This is a genomic window from Microcoleus sp. PH2017_24_DOB_U_A (assembly GCF_020738205.1).
Classification (GTDB): Bacteria; Cyanobacteriota; Cyanobacteriia; order Cyanobacteriales; family Microcoleaceae; genus Microcoleus.
Genome location: NZ_JAEQCT010000038.1, coordinates 15,103 through 35,305, shown reverse-complemented (window position 1 = coordinate 35,305; position 20,203 = coordinate 15,103). Strand labels below are relative to the sequence as shown.

At 45.4% G+C, this 20,203-nt stretch carries 20 protein-coding genes; 10 read left to right on the top strand and 10 right to left on the bottom strand.

Going from position 1 to position 20,203, the window contains the following annotated elements:
• Window positions 1-230 precede the first annotated feature (230 nt).
• Entirely contained in the window at window positions 231-1,904 is a 1,674-nt protein-coding gene (locus JGK07_RS11265) for a methyltransferase domain-containing protein (protein WP_293197815.1), read from the top strand.
• 241 nt (window positions 1,905-2,145) lie between these two features.
• Entirely contained in the window at window positions 2,146-3,015 is an 870-nt protein-coding gene (locus JGK07_RS11260) for a calcium-binding protein (RefSeq protein WP_293197816.1), read from the top strand.
• A 127-nt stretch (window positions 3,016-3,142) separates the two neighbouring features.
• On the opposite strand, the gene JGK07_RS11255 is transcribed toward JGK07_RS11260, so the two are convergent.
• The 3 genes from JGK07_RS11255 to JGK07_RS11245 form a co-directional block, all read right to left on the bottom strand.
• A complete protein-coding gene (locus JGK07_RS11255; protein ID WP_293224584.1) occupies window positions 3,143-3,946 on the bottom strand; it encodes an MOSC domain-containing protein in 804 nt (267 codons plus the stop codon).
• A 217-nt stretch (window positions 3,947-4,163) separates the two neighbouring features.
• Window positions 4,164-4,463, bottom strand: coding sequence for a putative quinol monooxygenase (locus tag JGK07_RS11250; protein WP_293183860.1), 300 nt, complete (start codon window positions 4,461-4,463; stop codon window positions 4,164-4,166).
• A 444-nt stretch (window positions 4,464-4,907) separates the two neighbouring features.
• Window positions 4,908-5,585, bottom strand: coding sequence for a hypothetical protein (locus tag JGK07_RS11245; protein WP_293183857.1), 678 nt, complete (start codon window positions 5,583-5,585; stop codon window positions 4,908-4,910).
• Window positions 5,586-5,848: 263 nt separating this feature from the next.
• On the opposite strand from JGK07_RS11245, the gene JGK07_RS11240 reads away from it, so the two are divergent.
• A complete protein-coding gene (locus JGK07_RS11240) occupies window positions 5,849-6,331 on the top strand; it encodes a hypothetical protein (RefSeq protein ID WP_293191394.1) in 483 nt (160 codons plus the stop codon).
• Window positions 6,332-6,476: 145 nt separating this feature from the next.
• Here the strand turns inward: JGK07_RS11240 and JGK07_RS11235 are convergent, their stop codons facing one another.
• Both JGK07_RS11235 and JGK07_RS11230 read right to left on the bottom strand, forming a co-directional pair.
• Window positions 6,477-6,980 (bottom strand): hypothetical protein, encoded by a 504-nt coding sequence (locus tag JGK07_RS11235; RefSeq protein ID WP_293183853.1) that lies wholly within the window; start codon window positions 6,978-6,980, stop codon window positions 6,477-6,479.
• Between the two features lie 166 nt (window positions 6,981-7,146).
• On the bottom strand, window positions 7,147-7,296 hold the full coding sequence (locus tag JGK07_RS11230) for a hypothetical protein (RefSeq protein WP_293191391.1): 150 nt from the start codon (window positions 7,294-7,296) through the stop codon (window positions 7,147-7,149).
• A gap of 127 nt (window positions 7,297-7,423) precedes the next feature.
• Here JGK07_RS11230 and aroA point away from each other — a divergent pair, with 127 nt between their 5' ends.
• Complete coding sequence (aroA, locus tag JGK07_RS11225; protein WP_293183851.1) at window positions 7,424-8,779, top strand: 3-phosphoshikimate 1-carboxyvinyltransferase; 1,356 nt, start codon at window positions 7,424-7,426, stop codon at window positions 8,777-8,779.
• A 216-nt stretch (window positions 8,780-8,995) separates the two neighbouring features.
• On the opposite strand, the gene JGK07_RS11220 is transcribed toward aroA, so the two are convergent.
• The gene (locus tag JGK07_RS11220) at window positions 8,996-9,430 is read right to left on the bottom strand and encodes a CAAD domain-containing protein (RefSeq protein WP_293197819.1); all 435 of its coding nucleotides are present in this window, start codon (window positions 9,428-9,430) and stop codon (window positions 8,996-8,998) included.
• Window positions 9,431-9,626: 196 nt separating this feature from the next.
• A complete protein-coding gene (locus JGK07_RS11215; RefSeq protein ID WP_293197821.1) occupies window positions 9,627-10,631 on the bottom strand; it encodes a 2-hydroxyacid dehydrogenase in 1,005 nt (334 codons plus the stop codon).
• A gap of 244 nt (window positions 10,632-10,875) precedes the next feature.
• Between JGK07_RS11215 and JGK07_RS11210 the strand changes: the two genes are divergently transcribed.
• Window positions 10,876-11,880: an ion transporter gene (locus JGK07_RS11210; protein WP_293241855.1), complete on the top strand. Its 1,005-nt coding sequence runs from the start codon at window positions 10,876-10,878 to the stop codon at window positions 11,878-11,880.
• Window positions 11,881-12,018: 138 nt separating this feature from the next.
• On the opposite strand, the gene JGK07_RS11205 is transcribed toward JGK07_RS11210, so the two are convergent.
• The 3 genes from JGK07_RS11205 to JGK07_RS11195 form a co-directional block, all read right to left on the bottom strand.
• Entirely contained in the window at window positions 12,019-12,753 is a 735-nt protein-coding gene (locus tag JGK07_RS11205) for an ABC transporter ATP-binding protein (RefSeq protein WP_293183842.1), read from the bottom strand.
• Window positions 12,754-12,900: 147 nt separating this feature from the next.
• Window positions 12,901-13,557 (bottom strand): energy-coupling factor transporter transmembrane protein EcfT, encoded by a 657-nt coding sequence (locus tag JGK07_RS11200; protein WP_293183840.1) that lies wholly within the window; start codon window positions 13,555-13,557, stop codon window positions 12,901-12,903.
• Window positions 13,550-14,476 (bottom strand): energy-coupling factor ABC transporter permease, encoded by a 927-nt coding sequence (locus JGK07_RS11195; protein ID WP_293197823.1) that lies wholly within the window; start codon window positions 14,474-14,476, stop codon window positions 13,550-13,552. Before JGK07_RS11195 ends, JGK07_RS11200 begins: the two co-directional genes overlap by 8 nt.
• Before the next feature lie 521 nt (window positions 14,477-14,997).
• On the opposite strand from JGK07_RS11195, the gene JGK07_RS11190 reads away from it, so the two are divergent.
• From JGK07_RS11190 to JGK07_RS11170, 5 genes are all read left to right on the top strand, one after another.
• Window positions 14,998-15,630: a hypothetical protein gene (locus JGK07_RS11190; RefSeq protein ID WP_293191387.1), complete on the top strand. Its 633-nt coding sequence runs from the start codon at window positions 14,998-15,000 to the stop codon at window positions 15,628-15,630.
• A gap of 196 nt (window positions 15,631-15,826) precedes the next feature.
• Complete coding sequence (locus tag JGK07_RS11185; protein ID WP_293191385.1) at window positions 15,827-16,300, top strand: hypothetical protein; 474 nt, start codon at window positions 15,827-15,829, stop codon at window positions 16,298-16,300.
• Between the two features lie 54 nt (window positions 16,301-16,354).
• Window positions 16,355-17,050: a hypothetical protein gene (locus tag JGK07_RS11180; RefSeq protein ID WP_293191383.1), complete on the top strand. Its 696-nt coding sequence runs from the start codon at window positions 16,355-16,357 to the stop codon at window positions 17,048-17,050.
• 202 nt (window positions 17,051-17,252) lie between these two features.
• Window positions 17,253-19,151, top strand: a complete 1,899-nt coding sequence (locus JGK07_RS11175) for a DUF3466 family protein (RefSeq protein WP_293183830.1) — start codon at window positions 17,253-17,255, stop codon at window positions 19,149-19,151.
• A 303-nt stretch (window positions 19,152-19,454) separates the two neighbouring features.
• Window positions 19,455-19,889: a ferritin-like domain-containing protein gene (locus JGK07_RS11170; protein WP_293153590.1), complete on the top strand. Its 435-nt coding sequence runs from the start codon at window positions 19,455-19,457 to the stop codon at window positions 19,887-19,889.
• The last annotated feature ends 314 nt before the right edge of the window (window positions 19,890-20,203 follow it).

The following is a 20,203-nucleotide window of genomic DNA, read 5'->3' as shown; positions in this document are numbered from 1 at the left end:
TCTTTGCAGGATTGGTGAATAAGGTTTAAATGAACCGCAGAGGACGCAGAGAACCCAGAGTGAGAGAAGAGAGGGAAGAGAAAGAGTTGATAACTGAAAATTTAGTCCTTGACAAATGTGCCGATCGCCATTGTATACTGGCATCGCCATGCTAACCTTCGTCTGCTGGTCTGTTGACATGGATTGCTCTGCTTTATTTTACGGCAAACTAATCAGGAATTTTAGGGAAAGTGATCGATCGCGCCAACCACGACCTCTTCAAGCTGCTACCGCCGGATGCTAAAGTCATTGTTGAAATTGGCTGCGGTACTGGTTCTAGGGGCGAACACTACAAGCTGATCAATCCCCACTGTCAGTATATTGGCATTGAATGCGATCGCGAAAAAGCGAAAATTGCAGTCGATCGGCTAAACTGGGTGGCGGTAGCCGATATTGAAGAAATTGCGATCGCCAGTCTCGACATCGAACCCGGAACTGTCGATTGCTTGATTTTTGGCGACTTGCTACCCTATCTCAAAAACCCCTGGGAGATACTACAGCAGTACAGTGCTTTACTCAAGCCGGAGGGGCAAGTTTTCGCCACAATTCCCAACGTTCAATACTGGCGGCGCATTGTCAATCTGTTGCGGGGACATTGGGAAAATCCCGACAGCAAGATGCAGCACTGGTTTACCCTTGAAAGTATTAAATCATTATTTGCTCAAGCCGGATTGCAGGTTTACGAATTGCAAGGGAAGGGACACAAAACCGAAAATTTTGCCCAATTCCAGCAATTGCTGCATCCAATGGTGAAGGCGTTAGAGCTAAAATCCAGCGATTTTGCTACGGAAACTGGTGCTGAATATTATATTGTGCGATCGACCAAATCGACCGTGCAGCCGCGCAGACTGCTGATCCAAACCATTATTATGGCTCCTACAGGGTGCGATCGCGTGCGAGTTCTGGAACCGGACAAATTTAGCGCCACAATTCCCGGTGTCCGCACCGTATCGGGAGTGAAAACAGCAGCATTAATTACCGAGTTTCCGGGAGAAGAAAAAGTCTTCGTCTGGCAACGGACAATCATGCAATATCCGGCTTACATTCCCAAACTCAAAGAACTACTAAAACAAGACTATTTAATAGTAGCCGAAATTGACGACAATCCCGTCCGCCGCCGCGAATACGCAGACAATAATTACCTCAGCTATCGGGGCTGTCACTGCGTTCAAACTACCACAGAACCGCTAGCCAAAATTTTGCGTCACTACAATCATAATGTTGCCGTATTTCCCAATCAACTAGCCTATCTACCTCCGCCGCGAATCTATCCAGCAGAACATACCGTCACGATATTTTTTGGCGCGCTCAACCGCGAGAATGATTGGCAGCCAATTATGGCAGCACTGAATCGAGTTTTAGCTGCACACAAACACCTGATTCGAGTTAAAGTTATCCACGATCGCAGATTTTTTGAATCTTTGGAAATACAGCAAAAGGAATTTGAATCTTTTTGCAGTTACGAACGGTATCAAGAAATCATGTACAGTTGCGATATAGCTTTGCTGCCGCTCGTTGTCAACCCGGTTAACGAAATGAAATCTGACTTAAAATTCATTGAATGTGCGGCGCGAGGAGTAGCGGTTTTGGCGAGTCCCACAGTGTACGAACATTCGATAGTAGAAGGTGAAACCGGATTGATTTACAAACATGAAAAAGAGTTTGAAACTAAGCTAAATTCGCTGATTTCCGACACTTCTATGCGCCAGGAAATAGCCGCGAATGCTTACGAATGGGTGCGCGACAACCGCTTGCTGTGCGGGCACTACCGCGAGCGCCGAGACTGGTACTTGCAAATGCGAGATGAGTTGCCACGTTTAAACGCTGAGTTGCGATCGCGATTGCCTGAGTTGTTTACCGACTGAATGCGGTAAGATTTATAGGGGTTTTTGTGCAATACGCTTGCGATCGGACAAGACGGCGGATAAGACGGCGGTTGAAACCGCTGCTATACAAACGATGTCCGCCTCCGCGGACTCAAGAGAATAACGTAATTTTAACCGTCCAGTCTTCAACCTGCGGAGGCAGGTTTTGTCTGTATAAACGCGGTTTCAACCGCCCAGTCTTCCGTTTTATTGTTTAATTTTTAATTGTTGATAAACACAAATGCGAATCCTATTCACTATTGCTCACTTCTACAATCCCAGCGGCGACGGGAAACACGCTTCCCAACGAAACGATCCGCAACCGCGCATCAATGCTTTAACAGCTTGCGTGACTTCGCTGCAAGCTTTGTATGGCAAATCTCAGTGCATGATTGACATTGGCGAATGTGCCACTATCCCAGCAAATCAATCTCAAAAGCACGAAATCGATATTGTTGTTTGCACTACTCAAGGTTATCACCTTTTGCCTCAACTACCTGTGCAGCCGAGGTCTTTTATGCACCACGCTACCAAATGCGAACCGCTGCTGTTGGGGTTTGAGTGTCAGGCTGTTTTGCGTTCTTGCCTTAACAAATACGATTATTTCTGTTATTTGGAAGATGATTTAGTTCTCCACGATCCGTGGTTTTTTAGTAAATTAAATTGGTTTACTCATCATGGTGGACATGGAAATTTGTTGCAACCGAATCGCTATGAAGTATCGCCTCAAGGTGCTGTTTTTAAAGCATATATTGATGGTGATTTAGTGCCAGGAGCTACTGCTAAATTTCAAAATGTGGAGGAGCAGCCGCAGTTGGCAGGGAAAATTATGGAACAGCCAATCTCTTTTGAGCGGACTTTGAATCCTCATTCCGGTTGCTATTTTTTGAATGCGGAACAGATGGCTCACTGGGCTAAGCAGTCTCATTTTTTGGACAGAGATACTAGCTTTGTTGGCCCGCTGGAGAGTGCGGCAACTTTGGGAATTATGCGGACTTTTAGAGTTTATAAGTCAACTCCTGCTTATGCTAATTTTTTGGAAATTCAACATTTTGGAGTGAGTTTTCTGAAGTTAATTGGTAATAAGGTGCGGATTTCGGAGGAAGGGTGAGCAGCCTATTTGGGGCGGGCAAGATGCCCACCCCACAAGATCAGACGGCGGTTTCAATCGCTCGGTTTTATTCAACCCGCGGAGGCGGGTTTTGTCTGTATAGACGCGGTTTCAACCGCCCGGTTTTCTAGTAATTCAAATTATCGCCGATTTTAACTGTACCGCTGTTGATGATTTTGGCTAAAACTCCTGTTTGTGCGTGACCGAATTGTTGTTGTAGTAAACTGAGTAGGGGAATATCTCGATCGCCCGTTTGTGGATTTACTTCTACGTTGACACAGCGACCAATTCGTGCTGTAACTTCGATCCGTGCTGCACCTAATTGAAACTGTTTTCCGATTAACTCAAATTCCGACCAAGCTGAAACGCCCTCTAGCACAACGTTTGGGCGAAATCTGCCCACATCTATATTTTGCTGGGCGACTTCGGTTAATCGATCGAGTGTAGCTTGACTGAGGAGAGAAATATGTACCGGTTCTCGATCGGGATAACGAGTTTCCCCACTACTGTTACCGATTAACCGCAAAGGTGCAAACTGCGGGTGTCTCGCTTCTTTTGTTGGTTGAGTCGCCGCCAGATAGTCGGTAAAAAAAGTGCTGATGCGATCGCGCCCCGCTGTTGTGTTCGTTTCTGCTGACAACACTGCAACTCCTTGACGCTTGACTGTTAAAACAGCCGTTTCCGGTTGATAATGGCATTCCAAAGCTGCTAGCAGAGGCCAATCGTTTTGAACCGCCAAATATTTTTTGCTAATCCAAGACGCGCTATAGGCGGGCATCTTTGCACCTTCAAGATAATCTGTAAACAGCAGCGCAAAAGCGCGATCGCCCTTAATACCATGTCCTTTCGTTAAAGCAAACTCCGACATTGCTTGCGGTGTTAGCCCTTTAATTGGATAAGTAAATAACTGCTTGATTGTTGCTACTGTCATAAAAATCTCGGAAATTGCTACAATTTTAACTCTAACTCTTCTTCCACCTTTATTAAGGGGGTTTTATAGTAGCCATCATAGAAATTTAGGTACGTAGTTGGGCTTCAGCCCTCTTTATATGTATGTCTAAAGAGGGCTCGCATCCCAACTACGTACCTATCTGTTAGGGGGTATCGAAGATGTAGCAGACATTAATTTAACTCAACCTAAAAACCAATTAAGCTAACAATTCATAGCGGCGAATATCTGGAAGCGCAACTGCTAAACCGTCTAATTTCTTCACTGCGGCTTGAATGTGAGTTGAGGCGAGATGCTGTTCGAGCAAAGCTGCACTTTCCCACTCTTCAAGGAAGGTAAAATCTGTAGGATCGGCTTGATTTTGGAGAAGTTCGTATTTGATGCAGCCTTCTTCTTGGCGAGTTGGCTCCATAATGCTCAGCAGTAGAGATTTAAGTTCTGCTACTTTGTCGGGAAAGGCTACGAGGCGCGCGATTACTCGCAAGGTTGGTGTGGACATAGAAGAAAAAATGAACAGATATGGCGATCGAATTTACCGATATTTATCGGGCAAACTCTATTAAACAGGATTTTACATAAACTAACCTAAAGAGGTCGATCGGTCAACAGCGAGCATAATCTTTCCAGGACGCGATCGAGTTTCAAAAACCCCCTTTATTCCGAAATTCTTCGTTACCAACCGCAGAACTTCGTATAAACCCGGTTTCTTTGTATATTTGAACCCACAAGTAAGTCCACCTAATTAAATCTACAATACGGATCGCTAAAAAGCTTGCTGTTTATGTCTTTCTCCCTCTTCCAACTGTCAACTATCAACTGTCAACTATCAACTGTCAACTGTCAACTGTCAACTGTCAACAACTGTCAACTGTCAACTGTCAACTGTCAACAACTGTCAACTGTCAACTGTCAACTGTCAACTGTCAACTGTCAACTGTTCCGATCAATCTTTGGGATAAAATCGCTTGTTGTCTGTAGAATATTCCCAGGCGATCGCCTCCGGGTCTTTTTCGCTACTCCACTGAGCAAACTCTGGCTTAACTTTCCATTTGCCGATCGTACTTGCATGAACCTTGAACCTGCGGGAAAGTTCCGTTTGGGTAAAAGAGATTTTGGGCTTTTGAGGAGTCTTGGTTTGAGCAATCGGAAATAAATTTGGTTTTTTCTCTTGTGCTTTTTCCCGATTTGTGGGAGGCTCTTGAACAGCTATTGCGACATTAGGTGTTTCGCTTTGAGTGACAGTGGGGGCTATTTGAAAATAATACAAAATTCCGCCTTCTTCCGTTACTTGAAAATCGGCGGCAAACTCAAGAGCCCGTTCGTCGAGATATTCTTGAACCTTTTCTCCCGGGAGTTTCGCATTCATCGCCAAATCCAAGGCCGTAACTCGCCCTTGATTTTCCTTGATCAACCTGTAGAAAACCGAGTCTAAATGAGCGAGTCTGTGTTTTTGCTGCTGCTGGTAAAGCTTGTAAGCCCAAGCAACGCCCGCTGTGGTGGCGATCGCCCAAAACATCGTTCCCGACTCGAAACTGGCAACCGCCGTCAAGCAAATAGGCAAAAGCAGGGTAAGATATCCCCAAATGCTGCCCTTCTGTAGGTTATTGCTGTTTTTGACCATAGTTCCTAAACGGCTACGTAGTTTAGTTTAGCAGAGCGTGTCTGAAAGCCGCAGGAGTGTTTTGACAGTGGATATATCGATCGCCCTTGCCAAAAAACGGATACCGTTCGACGTACCCCTGTCAAGCGATCGCTCCCAATTTTAGACCCCAGTTAAAGCCCCCAGATTCAGATCGAGGAGTAAATCTCAAATCTAAAAATGGAAAATCGACTGAAACACTCTACTACAACATCCCATAATTTACTTTTTGCAACCGAGGATTCATGTACTTTTTTCGCAAACAAATTGCCATCCTGTTCGTAGTTGTTGCTTGCTGTACGCTGACGATTAGTTGCAGCGGCGATAACCGAACTGTCCAGTGTACCAAACTTATTGCAATTGTCACCAAAGGCAACGCTCTCATCAATTTTAAGAACGGCACCTACGATGCTGCAACGAGCAAGAACTTAGCTAAAGACTTGAACCAGACAGCTAAAGAAATTGAAGCTTTGCGAATCACAGATGCAACCCTCAAAGAAATTCAGGCGCCGTCGGTTAAATTTTTCGGGGAAATGGGTCAAGGAATCGGCGACATGGGCAAAGCTCTTGAGGCAGGAAATCGGGCTTCTACAAGTATAGAAGGTCGAGAGCAAATCAAAAAAGCTAAAGCGGATATTGTCCAAGCGGGACAGCGAGCAAATCAAGCAGCCAAAGATCAAGACGCTTTGACTGAAAAACTCATTAATTATTGTAAGAGCGATCGCTAAATAGGTAATTACAAAAACAACCAGAAAATCAATTATAATATCCAGCAAGATGTTATTGTTTTTGGCGATCGCCTACATCATAACCAATGACTTCTGACTAATTACCCATTCCCAATGCCCAATGCCCAATGCCCAATTCCCAAATTTAATGATGAATTTCTAGATTCAAAATATAGGAACCGAGTTGTACTTTTTCCGACCACAACTCATATTCTAACCGCAGGTGTTCCGGTTCCGGCTTTCCTGTCAGGGTCAAGTTGCGGGTGAAGTTTCGGAGGCGCAACTGTTCGGGAGTCGCCAGCGATTCGCCCTGAAGCCAATAACGGCTCAGGCCGTACATTCCGCGTTCCCAGCAGTGGCGGTAACTGTACTTGCCGTTTCCTTGCATCGTCATAATCACTCGATAGGGCGAAACTTCCAGCCACAGCAACCGGGGTTTTGTAGTTGTGGGCAAGATCGTAACTTGCTCGCCAGATGTGTCAGATGCGTCGGAAAATTGCCGATCGAGTATTGCTGGTTCGTGCAACAACAAGTGAAAGCGATCCCGGTCTTTTTGATACAGGGTACCAGCGGTTTCAACAACTGACCACAAAGGTAAATCTGTGGATACTAGCGATAAACTTACAGGCTTGCGATGATGCGTCAGCATAAATAAAAGTGTAGGAGTTATTGTGGTTCGGGCAGTTTGAGATTTTAGAGTTTTGATTTTAGATTTTAGATTTTAGATTATCTGGGCTCTAAATTCCGGAGCTTTTGGTAAAAAAATACAAAATCTACAATTCGCAGTCAGAAATATAAATTTGTTCAGTCCAAAGTCAATTATCCGATCGATAACTCAGAGCTGAACCTGAAATCTCAGCAGATATACGGACTGTAATTGTGAAATTCAGGTAAAACCCGTACAGTTGCATCTCCTCTCCCCTGTAGCCGATCGCAGTTTTAGCAAATAATGGAACTGTATCCACCTGCTCCCAACCCTTATGCAGTCTGTCATTCCCCAATCTAAAATTTAAAATCTAAAATCTAAAATGGTATGACTTATGACTGGGAAAAGGTTAGGATAGCTAACGCCGTCCCATCCTAGTCTATCTCATGCAAGCTGCCATTATAACTACTTCGCCCAAGAGCGAAAGTCAAACTTTAAGCATTCAAAAACCTGCCTCGGGCTTGTCGCTGCGAGGCAGGATTCGAGTTCCGGGCGATAAGTCGATTTCTCACCGCGCTTTGATGTTGGGTGCGATCGCCCGCGGTGAAACTACAATTGAGGGACTGCTGCTAGGAGAAGACCCCCGCAGCACTGCTAAATGTTTCTCCCTTCTGGGAGCCTCCGTTTCGGAACTCAACGAGGAACGGGTGACTGTCCGGGGCGTTGGAATTGGTGAGTTACAGGAGCCTCTGGAAGTCTTGGACGCGGGTAATTCCGGCACGACGATGCGGTTGATGTTGGGAATTTTAGCCTCTCATCCGGGGCGTTTTTATGCGGTAACGGGTGACAGTTCTTTGCGATCGCGCCCCATGTCACGCGTAATTAAGCCGCTGCAACAAATGGGCGCGCAAATTTGGGGTAGAAAGAGCAATTCTTTAGCTCCTTTAGGGATACTCGGACAGCAGTTAAAAGGGATTCACTACCATTCGCCGATCGCCTCAGCTCAAGTTAAATCCTGCATTTTGCTAGCCGGTTTGATGGCCCATGGAGATACTACAGTCACAGAACCCTCTCTGTCGCGGGATCACAGCGAGCGGATGCTGCGGGCGTTTGGAGCTAAATTGAGCGTCGATCCAGAAACTTGTAGCGTGACAGTCAGTGGCCCAGCGCAACTGCAAGGACAGAATGTAATTGTACCGGGAGATATTAGTTCGGCGGCATTTTGGCTAGTTGCTGGGGCGATCGTCCCAGGTTCCGAACTCGTAGTCGAAAATGTCGGTGTCAATCCCACTCGTACAGGTATTTTGGAAGCTTTGGAGATGATGGGGGCGGACATTGAACTGCAAAATCAGCGAGATGCTGCGGGGGAACCGGTAGCAGATATCTTGGTTCGCTCTTCCCCACAGTTGCGGGGATGCACCATTGCTGGCGACTTAATTCCCCGACTGATTGACGAAATCCCCATTTTGGCAGTAGCCGCAGCCTTTGCGTCGGGTACTACCATCATTCGAGATGCGGCCGACTTGCGAGTCAAAGAGAGCGATCGGCTCGCCGTGACTGCTGCGGAGCTCAACCGCATGGGAGCCCAAATTACCGAGTTACCCGACGGTTTGGAAATTACCGGGGGGACTCCTTTAACTGGCGCGGATGTTGACAGCTACACCGATCACAGAATAGCGATGAGTTTGGCGATCGCAGCCCTCAACGCTACAGGTATTACTAACATTCACCGGGCCGAAGCCGCTGCCATTTCCTACCCCGACTTTACCGCCACTTTGCAACAAGTTTGCCATCCGAATTGAGAGGGGGAGAGGGGAAGATTTGGAAAATATTCCCGGGAGTATGTCATTTTTTCAAAAAACATTTTTTTACAGTGCTGTCCCCGCTCGCGATCAGGGACAGCACTACATACAAATGCAAAACTGAGATGCTCTCAATATTCCCTTTTCCTTCTGTCAACCCTTCTCTAAGCGAGCTGTCAACTGTCAACTGTCAACTGTCAACTGTCAACTGTCTAATTAAGAATCTTGACCGACAACTTGTTCTTTTAAAGAATCAATTTCCGTCAACAACTCTTTGCGGCTAGTAGCATTGAGCAAATAGCGGTAAACAAACCAACCCGTATATCCGATACCAATCAACTCAAAAAATGGAGCTACCAAAGGGACATCATTAAGAGCATCTAAAACTCCCAGCGTTACCTTAATACTAATAGCGCCTGCCAGGATTAAACCAATAGTTATCAGAGGTTTTTGATATTCAACAAAAAAGGTTGAGAGATAAGCTGGAAGCTCGGACAAAATTGTGAGAATTTGATCTTTAATATCTTGGGACTGGCTCCCTGGAGTTTCTGAGGTCATTGTAGTGATGACCCCTGGCTGGTCACTCACTAGGTCTACTGTCACAACTTCAGTGATAGTTTGCGTGTCGTCAGAAAAGTTAGCTTGGGTCATGGGATAATTCCTCCGTTGTCAAGTAAAATTGCACGCTTTGAGTTGCTGCCAATATAATTATCTGGCAATTAGCAAAGCATTCAGGCTGCTGGGGCTAATTGATGAGATTAAGGCAGAGCTTCACCAATTGCAAGCAAAAATAACGATATGGGTTGATTTTAAACAATTGCCTCCGTTGACAAATCGCTCTTTTGACTCATTTTTTCACTTCCCTGAGGTCGATTTGATTGGGACAAGTGCGCCCTTGTTCAAAATCGGTGATATTGCCGATCGTGGTTTCAGCGATATTTTGCAACGCTTCCTCGGTGAAAAAAGCTTGATGTCCGGTAATCAGGACGTTGGGAAAAGTCAGCAAGCGCTGAAATACGTCGTCTTGAATCACCTGATTTGACAAATCCTCAAAAAACAGATCCGTCTCTTGTTCGTAAACATCTAAGCCGAGGTAGCCAATTCTACCAGACTTCAGTCCTTTGGTAACAGCTTTAGTGTCGATCAACTGACCGCGACTGGTATTGATCAACATCATCCCCGGTTTCATTTGCCCGATCGCCTCTGCACCGATTAAATGATAAGTTTCTGGTATCAGCGGACAGTGGAGGCTGACAATATCAGAGTTGGCGAACAGTTGGGCCAGCGCCACGTATTCCATCCCCAAGGCTAAGCAATCGGGGTTTGGGGAAACATCGTATCCCAGCAAGCGACAGCCGAATCCGTGCAGAATTTTGGCAGTTAGCGCGCCTATTTTGCCAGTTCCGACGATTCCCACCGTTTTACCGTGGAGGTCAAAACCCAACAAGCCGTCTAGGGCAAAATTCCCTTCGCGGACTCGGTTGTAGGCGCGGTGGATTTTGCGGTTGAGGGACAAAATCATTGCGACTGCGTGTTCGGCGACGGCGTAGGGAGAATAAGCGGGAACTCGGAGAAGAGTTAAGCCTAAATCGCGGGCTGCGGCTAAATCGACGTGATTGAATCCGGCCGATCGCAAAGCCAACAACCGAACACCATTTTGGGCGATCGCCTGGAGCGTTTTTGCATCCAAAGAGTCGTTAACGAAGGCGCAGACTGCCGGAAATCCAGCAGTCAGAACGCTAGTTTCCAGGTTCAGGCGCGGTTCAAAAAACACCAACTCGTGTTTGTCGGCGTTGGCTGCTGTCAGAAAAGTGCGATCGTAGGATTTGGTGCTGAATACGGCTACCTTCATGATGTTTGCCTGCAAATCCAGTAATAGTTGGCGATTCCTTCCAGATTAACTCTAAATTTTACTAAAATGCCGTTGCCCCAAACCACCCACTTTCCCCGATCAATATGGAGTTTTGCAACGAAAACATCTCTGAAATAACCAGATTTTTAGCCCTCCTCACAAATCCTACTGACGTTTTCAAAAAAACTTCTTAAGCTATGGTAAAGGGCGAGCATGAATTGCTAATTGTTTAGGAGAAACTCAGGTGCAAAAACAACTCAGACCAATAATTCATGAAATCTTAGAAGGTTCAGAGCGTAGCAATTTATACAGCTTAGCAGGCAATATTATTATCACTGGTTTGATTCTGATAAATGTTGCAGCTTTTATTGCTTCTACTTCCCCCAGTTTCTCCCAAGAACAAAAAAGTATTCTAGAAAAGATCGAAATTGTTGCATCCTTAGTATTTACAATAGAATATGGTTTGAGGCTGTGGGTATGTACAGTAGATCGCAGATATAGCCACCCGCTTTGGGGAAGATTGAGATACAGTCTGACACCACTAAGTCTAATAGATTTAGTTTCAATATTGCCATTTTTTACAGTGCTGTTATTTCCCGAGTTAAGCTTCATCAATTTAATTCGCCTGTTGCGTTTGTTACGGCTGCTAAAAATGAGCCGTTATTCACACTCAGTGCGAACTATGGGAGCAGTATTGTACGCAAAAAAAGAAGAATTAATCGCCACAGCTTTTGCAGTTTTCATTCTGTTAATATTTGCCTCTAGCATCATGTATTTTGTTGAATACGAAGCGCATCCCAAAGCTTTTGGGAGTATCCTCGATTCAATGTGGTGGGGAGTTGTGACATTGACGACTGTCGGCTACGGCGATATTTATCCTATCACTCCTTTAGGTAAATTTTTAGGAGCAATTTTAGCATTTTTGGGAATCGGGATTTTTGCGCTACCCGCAGGGATAATTGCTTCTGGTTTTTCCGAGGAAGTGCAAAGGAGAAAACAGGAAAGAATTGGGGCAAACTTAGACCAATCTGCTAATTGTCAATCGGTACCAATGCTGGGGGAAGTCGAGATTGGTTTTGAACAACAGCAAAGGGCGATCGCGCTTTACGTCGAAAGTTCCGCCGACTTAATGCAAATGTGCATCAACTCGGCGAAACAGAAATTAGGAAGTCATATTGAGAATGAAGAAGTTCTTCGGGATTTAGCTATTCATCTGTACAACGAGACTGTTCGCAAATTCCAGCTTTAATCAAAGCCATTGACAGTTGACAGTTGACAGTTGACAGTTGACAGTTGGTTCAAATTACCAATGACTAATGACTAATGACTAATGACTAATGACTAATGACTAATGACCAATGACCAATGACTAATGACTAATTACTAATTACCAATCTGGCGGTAAATTGTAATATTCAAGAGTCGATCGATCTTTGAGCAATTCTTGAGTTTGTTCATCCACCCGAATCTGACCATCAGCCAAGACTAACGCCCTTTGAGTCGTTTTCCCAATCCAGTTCAAATCGTGGGAAGCGATCAAAATTACCTCGATCGGCAATTGCGACAAAACCTTAGCCAAATGCCTCCGCCACGACGGATCTAGTCCATTTGTAGGCTCATCCAAAATTAAAATTGCCGGCTCTAATGCTAAAATTGCAGCTAATGCTGCCAACCTTCTTTGACCCCCAGAAAGCTCGTGGGCCGAACGGTTGGCAAATTCAACCAAACGGAATTCGTCTAATAGTGCTAAAGCCCGATCGCGCGCAACTCCCTCTGGTACTCCATAATTGCGTGGCCCGAACATCACATCCTCTAAAATAGTCGGCATAAATAGCTGGTCATTCGCATCTTGAAAACAAAATCCAATCTGCTTACGCGCTTCCGATAAAGTTGCCTGTTCCAGCTTAGTTCCCTGCACTCTCACCTCGCCAGATTGTGGCATTTTTAAGCCGATTAAATTTTCCAGCAAAGTGCTTTTTCCAGCGCCTGTCAAACCAAGTAAGGCAACTCTTTCTCCCGGTTGTAAGGTGAAGGAAATTCCTTGCAATACAGGTTTTTGCTGCGGATATCCGAATACTAAGTCTTGTACTTCGATTGTTGGCACAACTTTGAGATTAGTCAATTTTATTTACCTCAATTTTAGGATTAAGAGTATTTAGCCGCAGAGACCGCAGAGGGCGCAGAGAGGGAAAGAGAAAAGGAAGAAGCAAGAGGGAAGAAGTAACAATTACCAATTACCAATTACCAATTACCAATTACCAATTACCAATTACCAATTACCGTAAGAAGCTATTGTTAATCCGGCTGCGGTTAAAATCGTGACTGTCAGCCAGAGTCGCTCTTTTGGTGTTGATTTTGAGTCGGCGGGCAAACTGCCTTTGTAGCCACGAATCATCATGGCTGCGTGGACTCTCTCGGCGCGATCGAGACTTCGCAAATAAAGCGCTCCTATCATCGAAGCACTGGCGTATCTCAGCCATCCCACGCTACCCGACAAACCTCGCAGTTGAGCGGATCGTTTCATCCGGTTGACTTCTGCGAGCAATATTTCTAAGTATTGTCCAGCTAAAAGCACAATCTCTTGTAAGCCTGCTGGTAGGGGCAATCCTTTCAGGGCAATTCCGAAGCTGTGTGGCGGCAAAGTTAGCAGAAAACTGTTCATAACTAGCAAGCAAATGAGGGAACGCAGCAACAGAAAACTCGCTCGTTCCCAACCTTGTGGTAGCACTAATAAGGAGAGGAAAATTAATTCTGCTCCTAATAGTTGCAGCAGGGTTCGCAGCGGTGCTTTCAGCCAAAGTGACCAAAAAAGTGCGATCGCCCCATAAATGCCCAGCCACAGCCAAGCACCTGTCTTCATAAAACCAATCCCAATCACAATTGTGAGAGACAGTCGCAATCGAAAAGGTATGGAAAGTTTAAGCATCTTTAGATTTCACCAACTGAGCAATCCCAAAAGCCGTACCGAAACAAATAGCAGAGCCTAAAACTCCAGCAATGCTAGTACCTATTGGTTGTTCTTCTAATCCTTTAACACCGTAACCAGCGAGAGGAGTTGGAATCTCAATCGCCACAGCTTCTTTATCTTTAAAACCGTATTGTTCTGCTACCGCTTCTAACCCATCAGGCCAACTTGAAGCAAACAATGAAAGCACGCCACTAATTAATAACACCCCAATTACTGGCACTAACCATTTCTGTAATTGTGGCTGTTCTCCTGGTAACAAATCCGGCCGTACTTTCACGAGATAAGTTAAAACACCGCCTGTAATTAGCCCTTCACCAATCCCAATTAAAATATGAATACCTACCATTGCTGGCAATGCGATATTCAGCTCTACTGTGCCCGAAATTGCCAATTCAATCGCCACACAAATCGAAGCAGCAACAACGCTGAGAGCGGCTGCAATCCCCGCAGCTAGCGGCAAACGATTTCTGGAACCTCCCAATAGTTGCTGCAATGGCTGCAACAGCCACCAACCCACCCAAATTCCGACTAGCCCCATATTAAAAATATTCGCTCCCAGTGCGGTGATGCCCCCATCCGCAAACAAGACGCTCTGAATTATAAAAACCGTACTCATCGCCAGAGTTGCCGCCCAAGGGCTACCCAAAACCACGGAAGCTAGTGCGCCTCCCAACAAGTGCCCGCTGGTGCCACCTGCTACAGGAAAGTTAATCATCTGGGCCGCAAACACAAAAGCCGTGGTTAAACCCATGACTGGAGCTTGTCGCAACCCAAGACTGGCGCGGGTTCGATTTAGGGCAACTGCAATAAATGCTGCGCTTGCTATGCCCGTGGCAATTGCTACGGGCGGTGAAAGAAAACCATCAGGTATGTGCATCGATATCTCCAAAACATGAGAACTCCCAACCTTTTAGTCAACTATTTTTTACAAAACTTTACAATCCCCTCTGGGGGGATTTTTGCCGATTTTGGTTTCAGAAGCCACGTATTATCGGCTTTTTGATAACTATTATCAATAATTCGCGATCGACCTGGCAGTAAAATCCCTGAAGAATCAAGCTTTGACGCAAATCTTAAAATAAAATTAACAAAAGACTAAAAGTCAATAATGTCCCTTATTATCTGTTCTTGAGAATTAGTTGCATTACTTGCTTTCTAAAAGAAGCGGTAGAAATGCCGAGTAAGCAGTAAAAGTAAAAGTTTTGGGTGCTCTAAAAACTAAAAAGCCGGATTCTATTGCTAGTTAATGTCCTTTTAGCAGTATTTTAAGGCGATCGATCGCGTGAATGTGCGATCGACTCCTCCGCACGGCTTGTATTCTCAAGAAAGTCAAAATACTAATGCAACTATTCTCAAATACGTTCCCGAACAATCCAAACTCAATGAGGCCCGATAGCGGTGCAAAATTCAATCGAAAAATCAACTACCGATTTAGTTCCATCTGAATTTCCCAGACAATTAGATATTGCTCAAGTTTCTGTCTACGGGCTGAGCATTTTATCCGCTGGTTTATTTCTGTTTATGCCTTTCGTTAACCTACTCCATCCCAGCCCTTGGCAGCGATGGATGGGAACCATTCACGGCATGGGTTCAATGTTGGCATTAGTAGTCATGGCTTATACCGGACACTTAGCATTTCCCTTGCTACGGGGAGTCGGTAAAATCTTGCCACAAATGCGTACATTAGCCTTTTGGTCAACTCTTTTGAGTTTTTTAGCCATTGCTACCGGCAACTTATCATATATGCGCTATCGAGCAGGCGCAGATTTTGGCGGAGCTCGTGCTTGGCTGAAATCAAACTCGCCTTTAGTCCAGTACATTTTGATGGAATATCACGAATTTACCGTGCTATTTACATTGCCATTAGCAGTAGCTTGTACCTGGATTTTGTGGTACTACGGCGACTCAATTTTAGACAAAAAAAATCGCCCAGTTTTAACAGCTACTTGTGTAGCTTTGATGGGAATCATGTTTTTTGCAATGGGCGGCATGGTGAGCGGACTTGGTGTTGCCAAAATTCGCGCTCTCTAGTAAATAGTTAGTTTATCTAAGATTTTGCACTATTCGCAATAATCTTTTTATGTGCGGGCTAGAAGCCCACCCCACAAGAAAATTTATTTTTTGTGGAACAGGCATCTTGCCTGTTGACATAGAATATTTTTCTGCGGTTATTTGACACTATTAGCAACAGCTAATGAGCAATTCCCAAACTTAGGAGATTTTAGCAATGACCAGACAATTATCCCGCCAAAATCATGCGGATAATGAACCTTTCTACGGGAAATTTTGGAATAATTTAAAACGATTCCCGAAAAGCTTAGCTGAGGGAGCCGAAACTCCGCCTAGCAATTCTGGCCCGGCTGCTGCTGCATTAATTAGTGCTGGCATTGGCTGTTTTGTCATGATGGTAACTCACCACTTGTCCGACACATCCAAAGCCACAGAAAAAATTGTTTGGAATATTGGCAGTTGGATTCCCGGAAGCAAGAGTGATAGCGAATTGTGGGGAAATATCGGCAGTTACACGGGCAAAGAAACTATGTTACTTGTTGGCTGGCTTATCAGTTGGCCAATACTGTATGCGATTTGGAAGAATAAGAGTGTGAAAAGCCGCACCATATTTTTCTGGATGTTTGCTTTGTTAGTAGCTTCCACAGCTATGTCTTGGCATCCTTTATTCCCCTATTTGCCGTTAATTTAAGTAATACGAGGTTTGATGATGGAAACAAAAAGTAAGCCACTCCCGGCGAGGGAGATGCACAAATTCGTTTGGGGTTGTGTAGGAGTTTTTACACTTGTATGCGTGACTTATCCAATTGCCATGTGGCGCGTCACTCAAATGGAAAAGTTTCGTGGTATTTACGTCAAGTCTTTGACAATTGAGGGGAAAGATCCCGCTAAGGTAGCAGATGTTAATGCTGTTGCTAATAAACCGGCGGAGCCAGCTATGGCGACTAGCACAACACCTCCGGCTTTAGCTGTTGATAGCACAAAAAAACTGCCTGAAAAGTCTCCTGAAATTGCACCTGTTGCTAATAAGTCTCCTGAAACGGCTATTGCGAGTAGCCCTACAGATAAGACTGTCCAAGCATTGCCTGTGTCAGCAGGTAAGCAGGAAGTTCAGGCGGTTGAGGTCACTAATCAGACAGCGGAAATTACCGATCGCACCAAACTAGATGAGTTAGCTCTCAAAGTGTACGATCGCATAAATCAGACTTGGCAAGCTACTCCCACATTCACTCAAAATCTAGTCTATCGAGTCACTGCAAGTCAAGACGGGGCGATCGGCAACTTCGAGCCCCTCAACCAACCAGCCAAGGATTACACCCAAGAAACCCCCCTGCCAAATATGCTGAAGTCTTCCCAGACAGGCAGCACCAAGGCGACAGTACCCGCAGCTAAGTTTACGGTAGTATTCGCTCCTAGCGGAGTATTGGAAGTTAACCCGTAAAACTAATATTAGTCATTTACTGGATAGGGCGAACCTTTAGTCATTGCAAAAGGTTTGAGATTTTTCCAGTGCGGCATCGACTCAATTCTCATCAGGTTTTTTCGAGATTATAGCATCAATCTTGATCCCAAAGTCTAACTTCAGGGTGTAGTTTTACACGCGCTCAAATACAACCCAAACATACATATCAAAGGAGTTTCTAATGGTTCCCGATAACTTGTTGAATACATCATTTCCCCTGTTTCCCAATACTGCTATTGCAGACTTAGGAATATCCAGTGACTTGTCGCAGTTGAATAGTCTGATTGCAAAGTCGATTGGCTCACCCAGCACCCTCAATTCAGAAAGAACCGCCAGCGAAATTAAACTACTAGATAATGACAGCCTAATCACAGGCGATGGCAGCGGTACACTTTTTGCAGGCACTGGTAAAGACATCATCAATGCCGGGGCAAAAGCCACCAGCATCTTCGCTAGCGAAGGTAATAAAAGCATCGTCGGCAGCCCAGGTGACGATACCATCTACGCTCAAACAGGCAATGACATCATCAATGCCGGAGAAGGTAACAACCGCGTCTTCGCAGGCAAAGGCAACAACCGCGTGGTTACAGGTAGTGGCAACGATTTCGTCACCGCAGGTAGTGGCAACGACCAAATCTACACCGGTGCCGGCGATGACAACATCAACGCAGGCGACGGCGATAACTTGATCAAACCAGGAACTGGCAACGATACAGTTTCCCTTGGCAATGGTAGCGATCAAATCGTTCTCGAAGCAGGCCCTGGTTCCGTTACCATATCTGGATTTAATGGGAGTACAGATAAACTGCGCTTAGGCGGCAGCCTCGCGGGCCAATTCCTCTCCTTTGTCACCGAAATGGGCAACACCCTAATCAAAGCCGGAGATGACTTGTTGGCAACCATCAAAGACGTAGCTACGGGAGTACAAAAAGCTCTCCTTTCCAACGATATCCCGCTGTACCGCTACCAGGCTATTGACCTAGGTTCGATCGCACCCACAGGCAATGCCACCCAAGCTAATGCTATTAACGACAAAGGACAAATAGTTGGTCGTTCCCAAACCACCGAAGTAAGTGGCACAGGCTTCCGCAATCAAGGATTTGTTTGGGAAAATGGGGAGTTCAAGCCACTGACTAGCACTGGCATCAAAAATGGCGGCGGTGACAATACCGGAAAAGAGGTTACTCAGCGCGGTGGTGGCGGCTTTACTGCGGCCATCAATGATCTAGGTGCGATCGCCGGTACAAGCGATGAATTTGCCGGTCGAGCCACAGACCGCGGCTTGCTGTGGCAAAGGGAGGCTGGTGGCGATTACACCCTACAAATCACCGATTTGGGTGGTGTTGAAAGCTACTTCTTCGACATCAACAACAAAAACGAAATTGCTGGCCGCCACATCTACGGGCCCGGTTCTACCTCAACAGCCTCAAATCGCACCCGCGCCTTTTATTCAAGCGAAGGTTTCATCAACCCCCTGCCAGATTTGGGCGGTGACACAGGTAGAGCGGTTGGAATTAACAATAAGAGTGTAATTGTCGGCGAAGTTGACAGTGACGGACTCAACGACAAGACCGTAAACACTGCGGCGTTGTGGGAAAAAGGCGCAGACGGTAAATATAAACTAACCAACCTCGGCACCTTTGGGGCAGAACAAGCCACTCTCCGTGACATCAACGATAGCGGTCAAATCATCGGTAGTACGAGCGGTGGCACTGGGGCTACAGCCACAAGCTCACCCTTCCTCTTGCAAAACGGTCAAAAAATCAACATCGGCAGCCTTGGCGGTGCAACCGGTGCCGCCGCTGGCATCAACCAATTCGGTCAAGTGGTCGGCGTCTCCCAGAATTCGAGCCTTCAAAACCGCGCTTTTGTCTGGAACAACGGCACTATCAAAGACTTGAACAGTTTGATCCTCACAAATCCGAGCTTTGGCGGCTCGAATGTGACATTAACTAACGCTACTGGCATCAATAACTTTGGCGATATTTCTGCCTATGGCAGTTACACCTACAGAGATGCGAAGGGCGTAAACCAAACAGGAACTCGCGCTTATCTGCTGAAGGCATTGGTGACGACTTAAATAATCAGTCGAAGTACAAACGCAGATACTTTTTGGGTATCTGCGTTTTTCTGTGTGCATGTGGGGTTAAAAAATTCCTTTATTTCTGATAATTATAATAATTATCAGAAATGTCAAAAATGCTAAGTTAAAACGATGTACTGAGGGCGGGAGCGATCGATAACTTTTTCCTCTTCCAATCGAGACATTAGCCGCGTGACGGTAATCCGAGTTTTGCATTCGATATTGCTATATTGCTATTAAATTAAAAAATGTGATATTATGACAACTGCTCTTGACTGCATCTTAGATCGAAAATAGCAAATGAAAGAACTCGACGAGAAAAAAACCCAAGAACTGCTATGCACCATCATGGAATGGGAACTAGCAGGAGTAGTGCGCTACACCCACTATGCACTAATGGTGACAGGGCCAAACCGAATTCCCATCGTGCAGTTTTTTCAAGCACAAGCAACCGAATCCCTACTCCACGCCCAACAAGCCGGAGAAATTTTAACAGGTTTAGACGGACATCCCAGCCAAAAAATTGCCCCCATCGAAGAAACATACAAACACTCCATCAAAGACTTGTTGGAAGAAAGTTTAAATCACGAGAAAAAAGCGCTTAAAAAGTATAAATCCTTACTAGAAGTCGTCACAGACTCCAGCGTTTATCTCGAAGAATACGCCCGCACTCTAATTGGACAAGAAGAATTGCACCAAGTGGAACTCAAAAAAATGCTGCGGGATTACAGTTGATTTAGTCATTAGTCGTAGGGTGCGTCGGTACAAAGAATCACTCAAAAAAAATAGACAATCTCAAAGCGACGCACCTTACCATTCGTCATTGTCATTAGTTACTCCAGAACCGCCTTAAGAGTATCTATAGCGTATCTAGCTCTCATATTCGCGGACGTTGTTGGGAAGAGATCCCTATACGTTCAAGGGTTATAATAACCTGTCAGTCATACCTCATCTTTTTGAGAAAGGCTATAAGTCCTTCTCTTAGTTTCTATTCCTTCACGCCCTAGCGCTTACGCGCGGCTTCGCCTAACGCGCCTTCGCGGATCAAT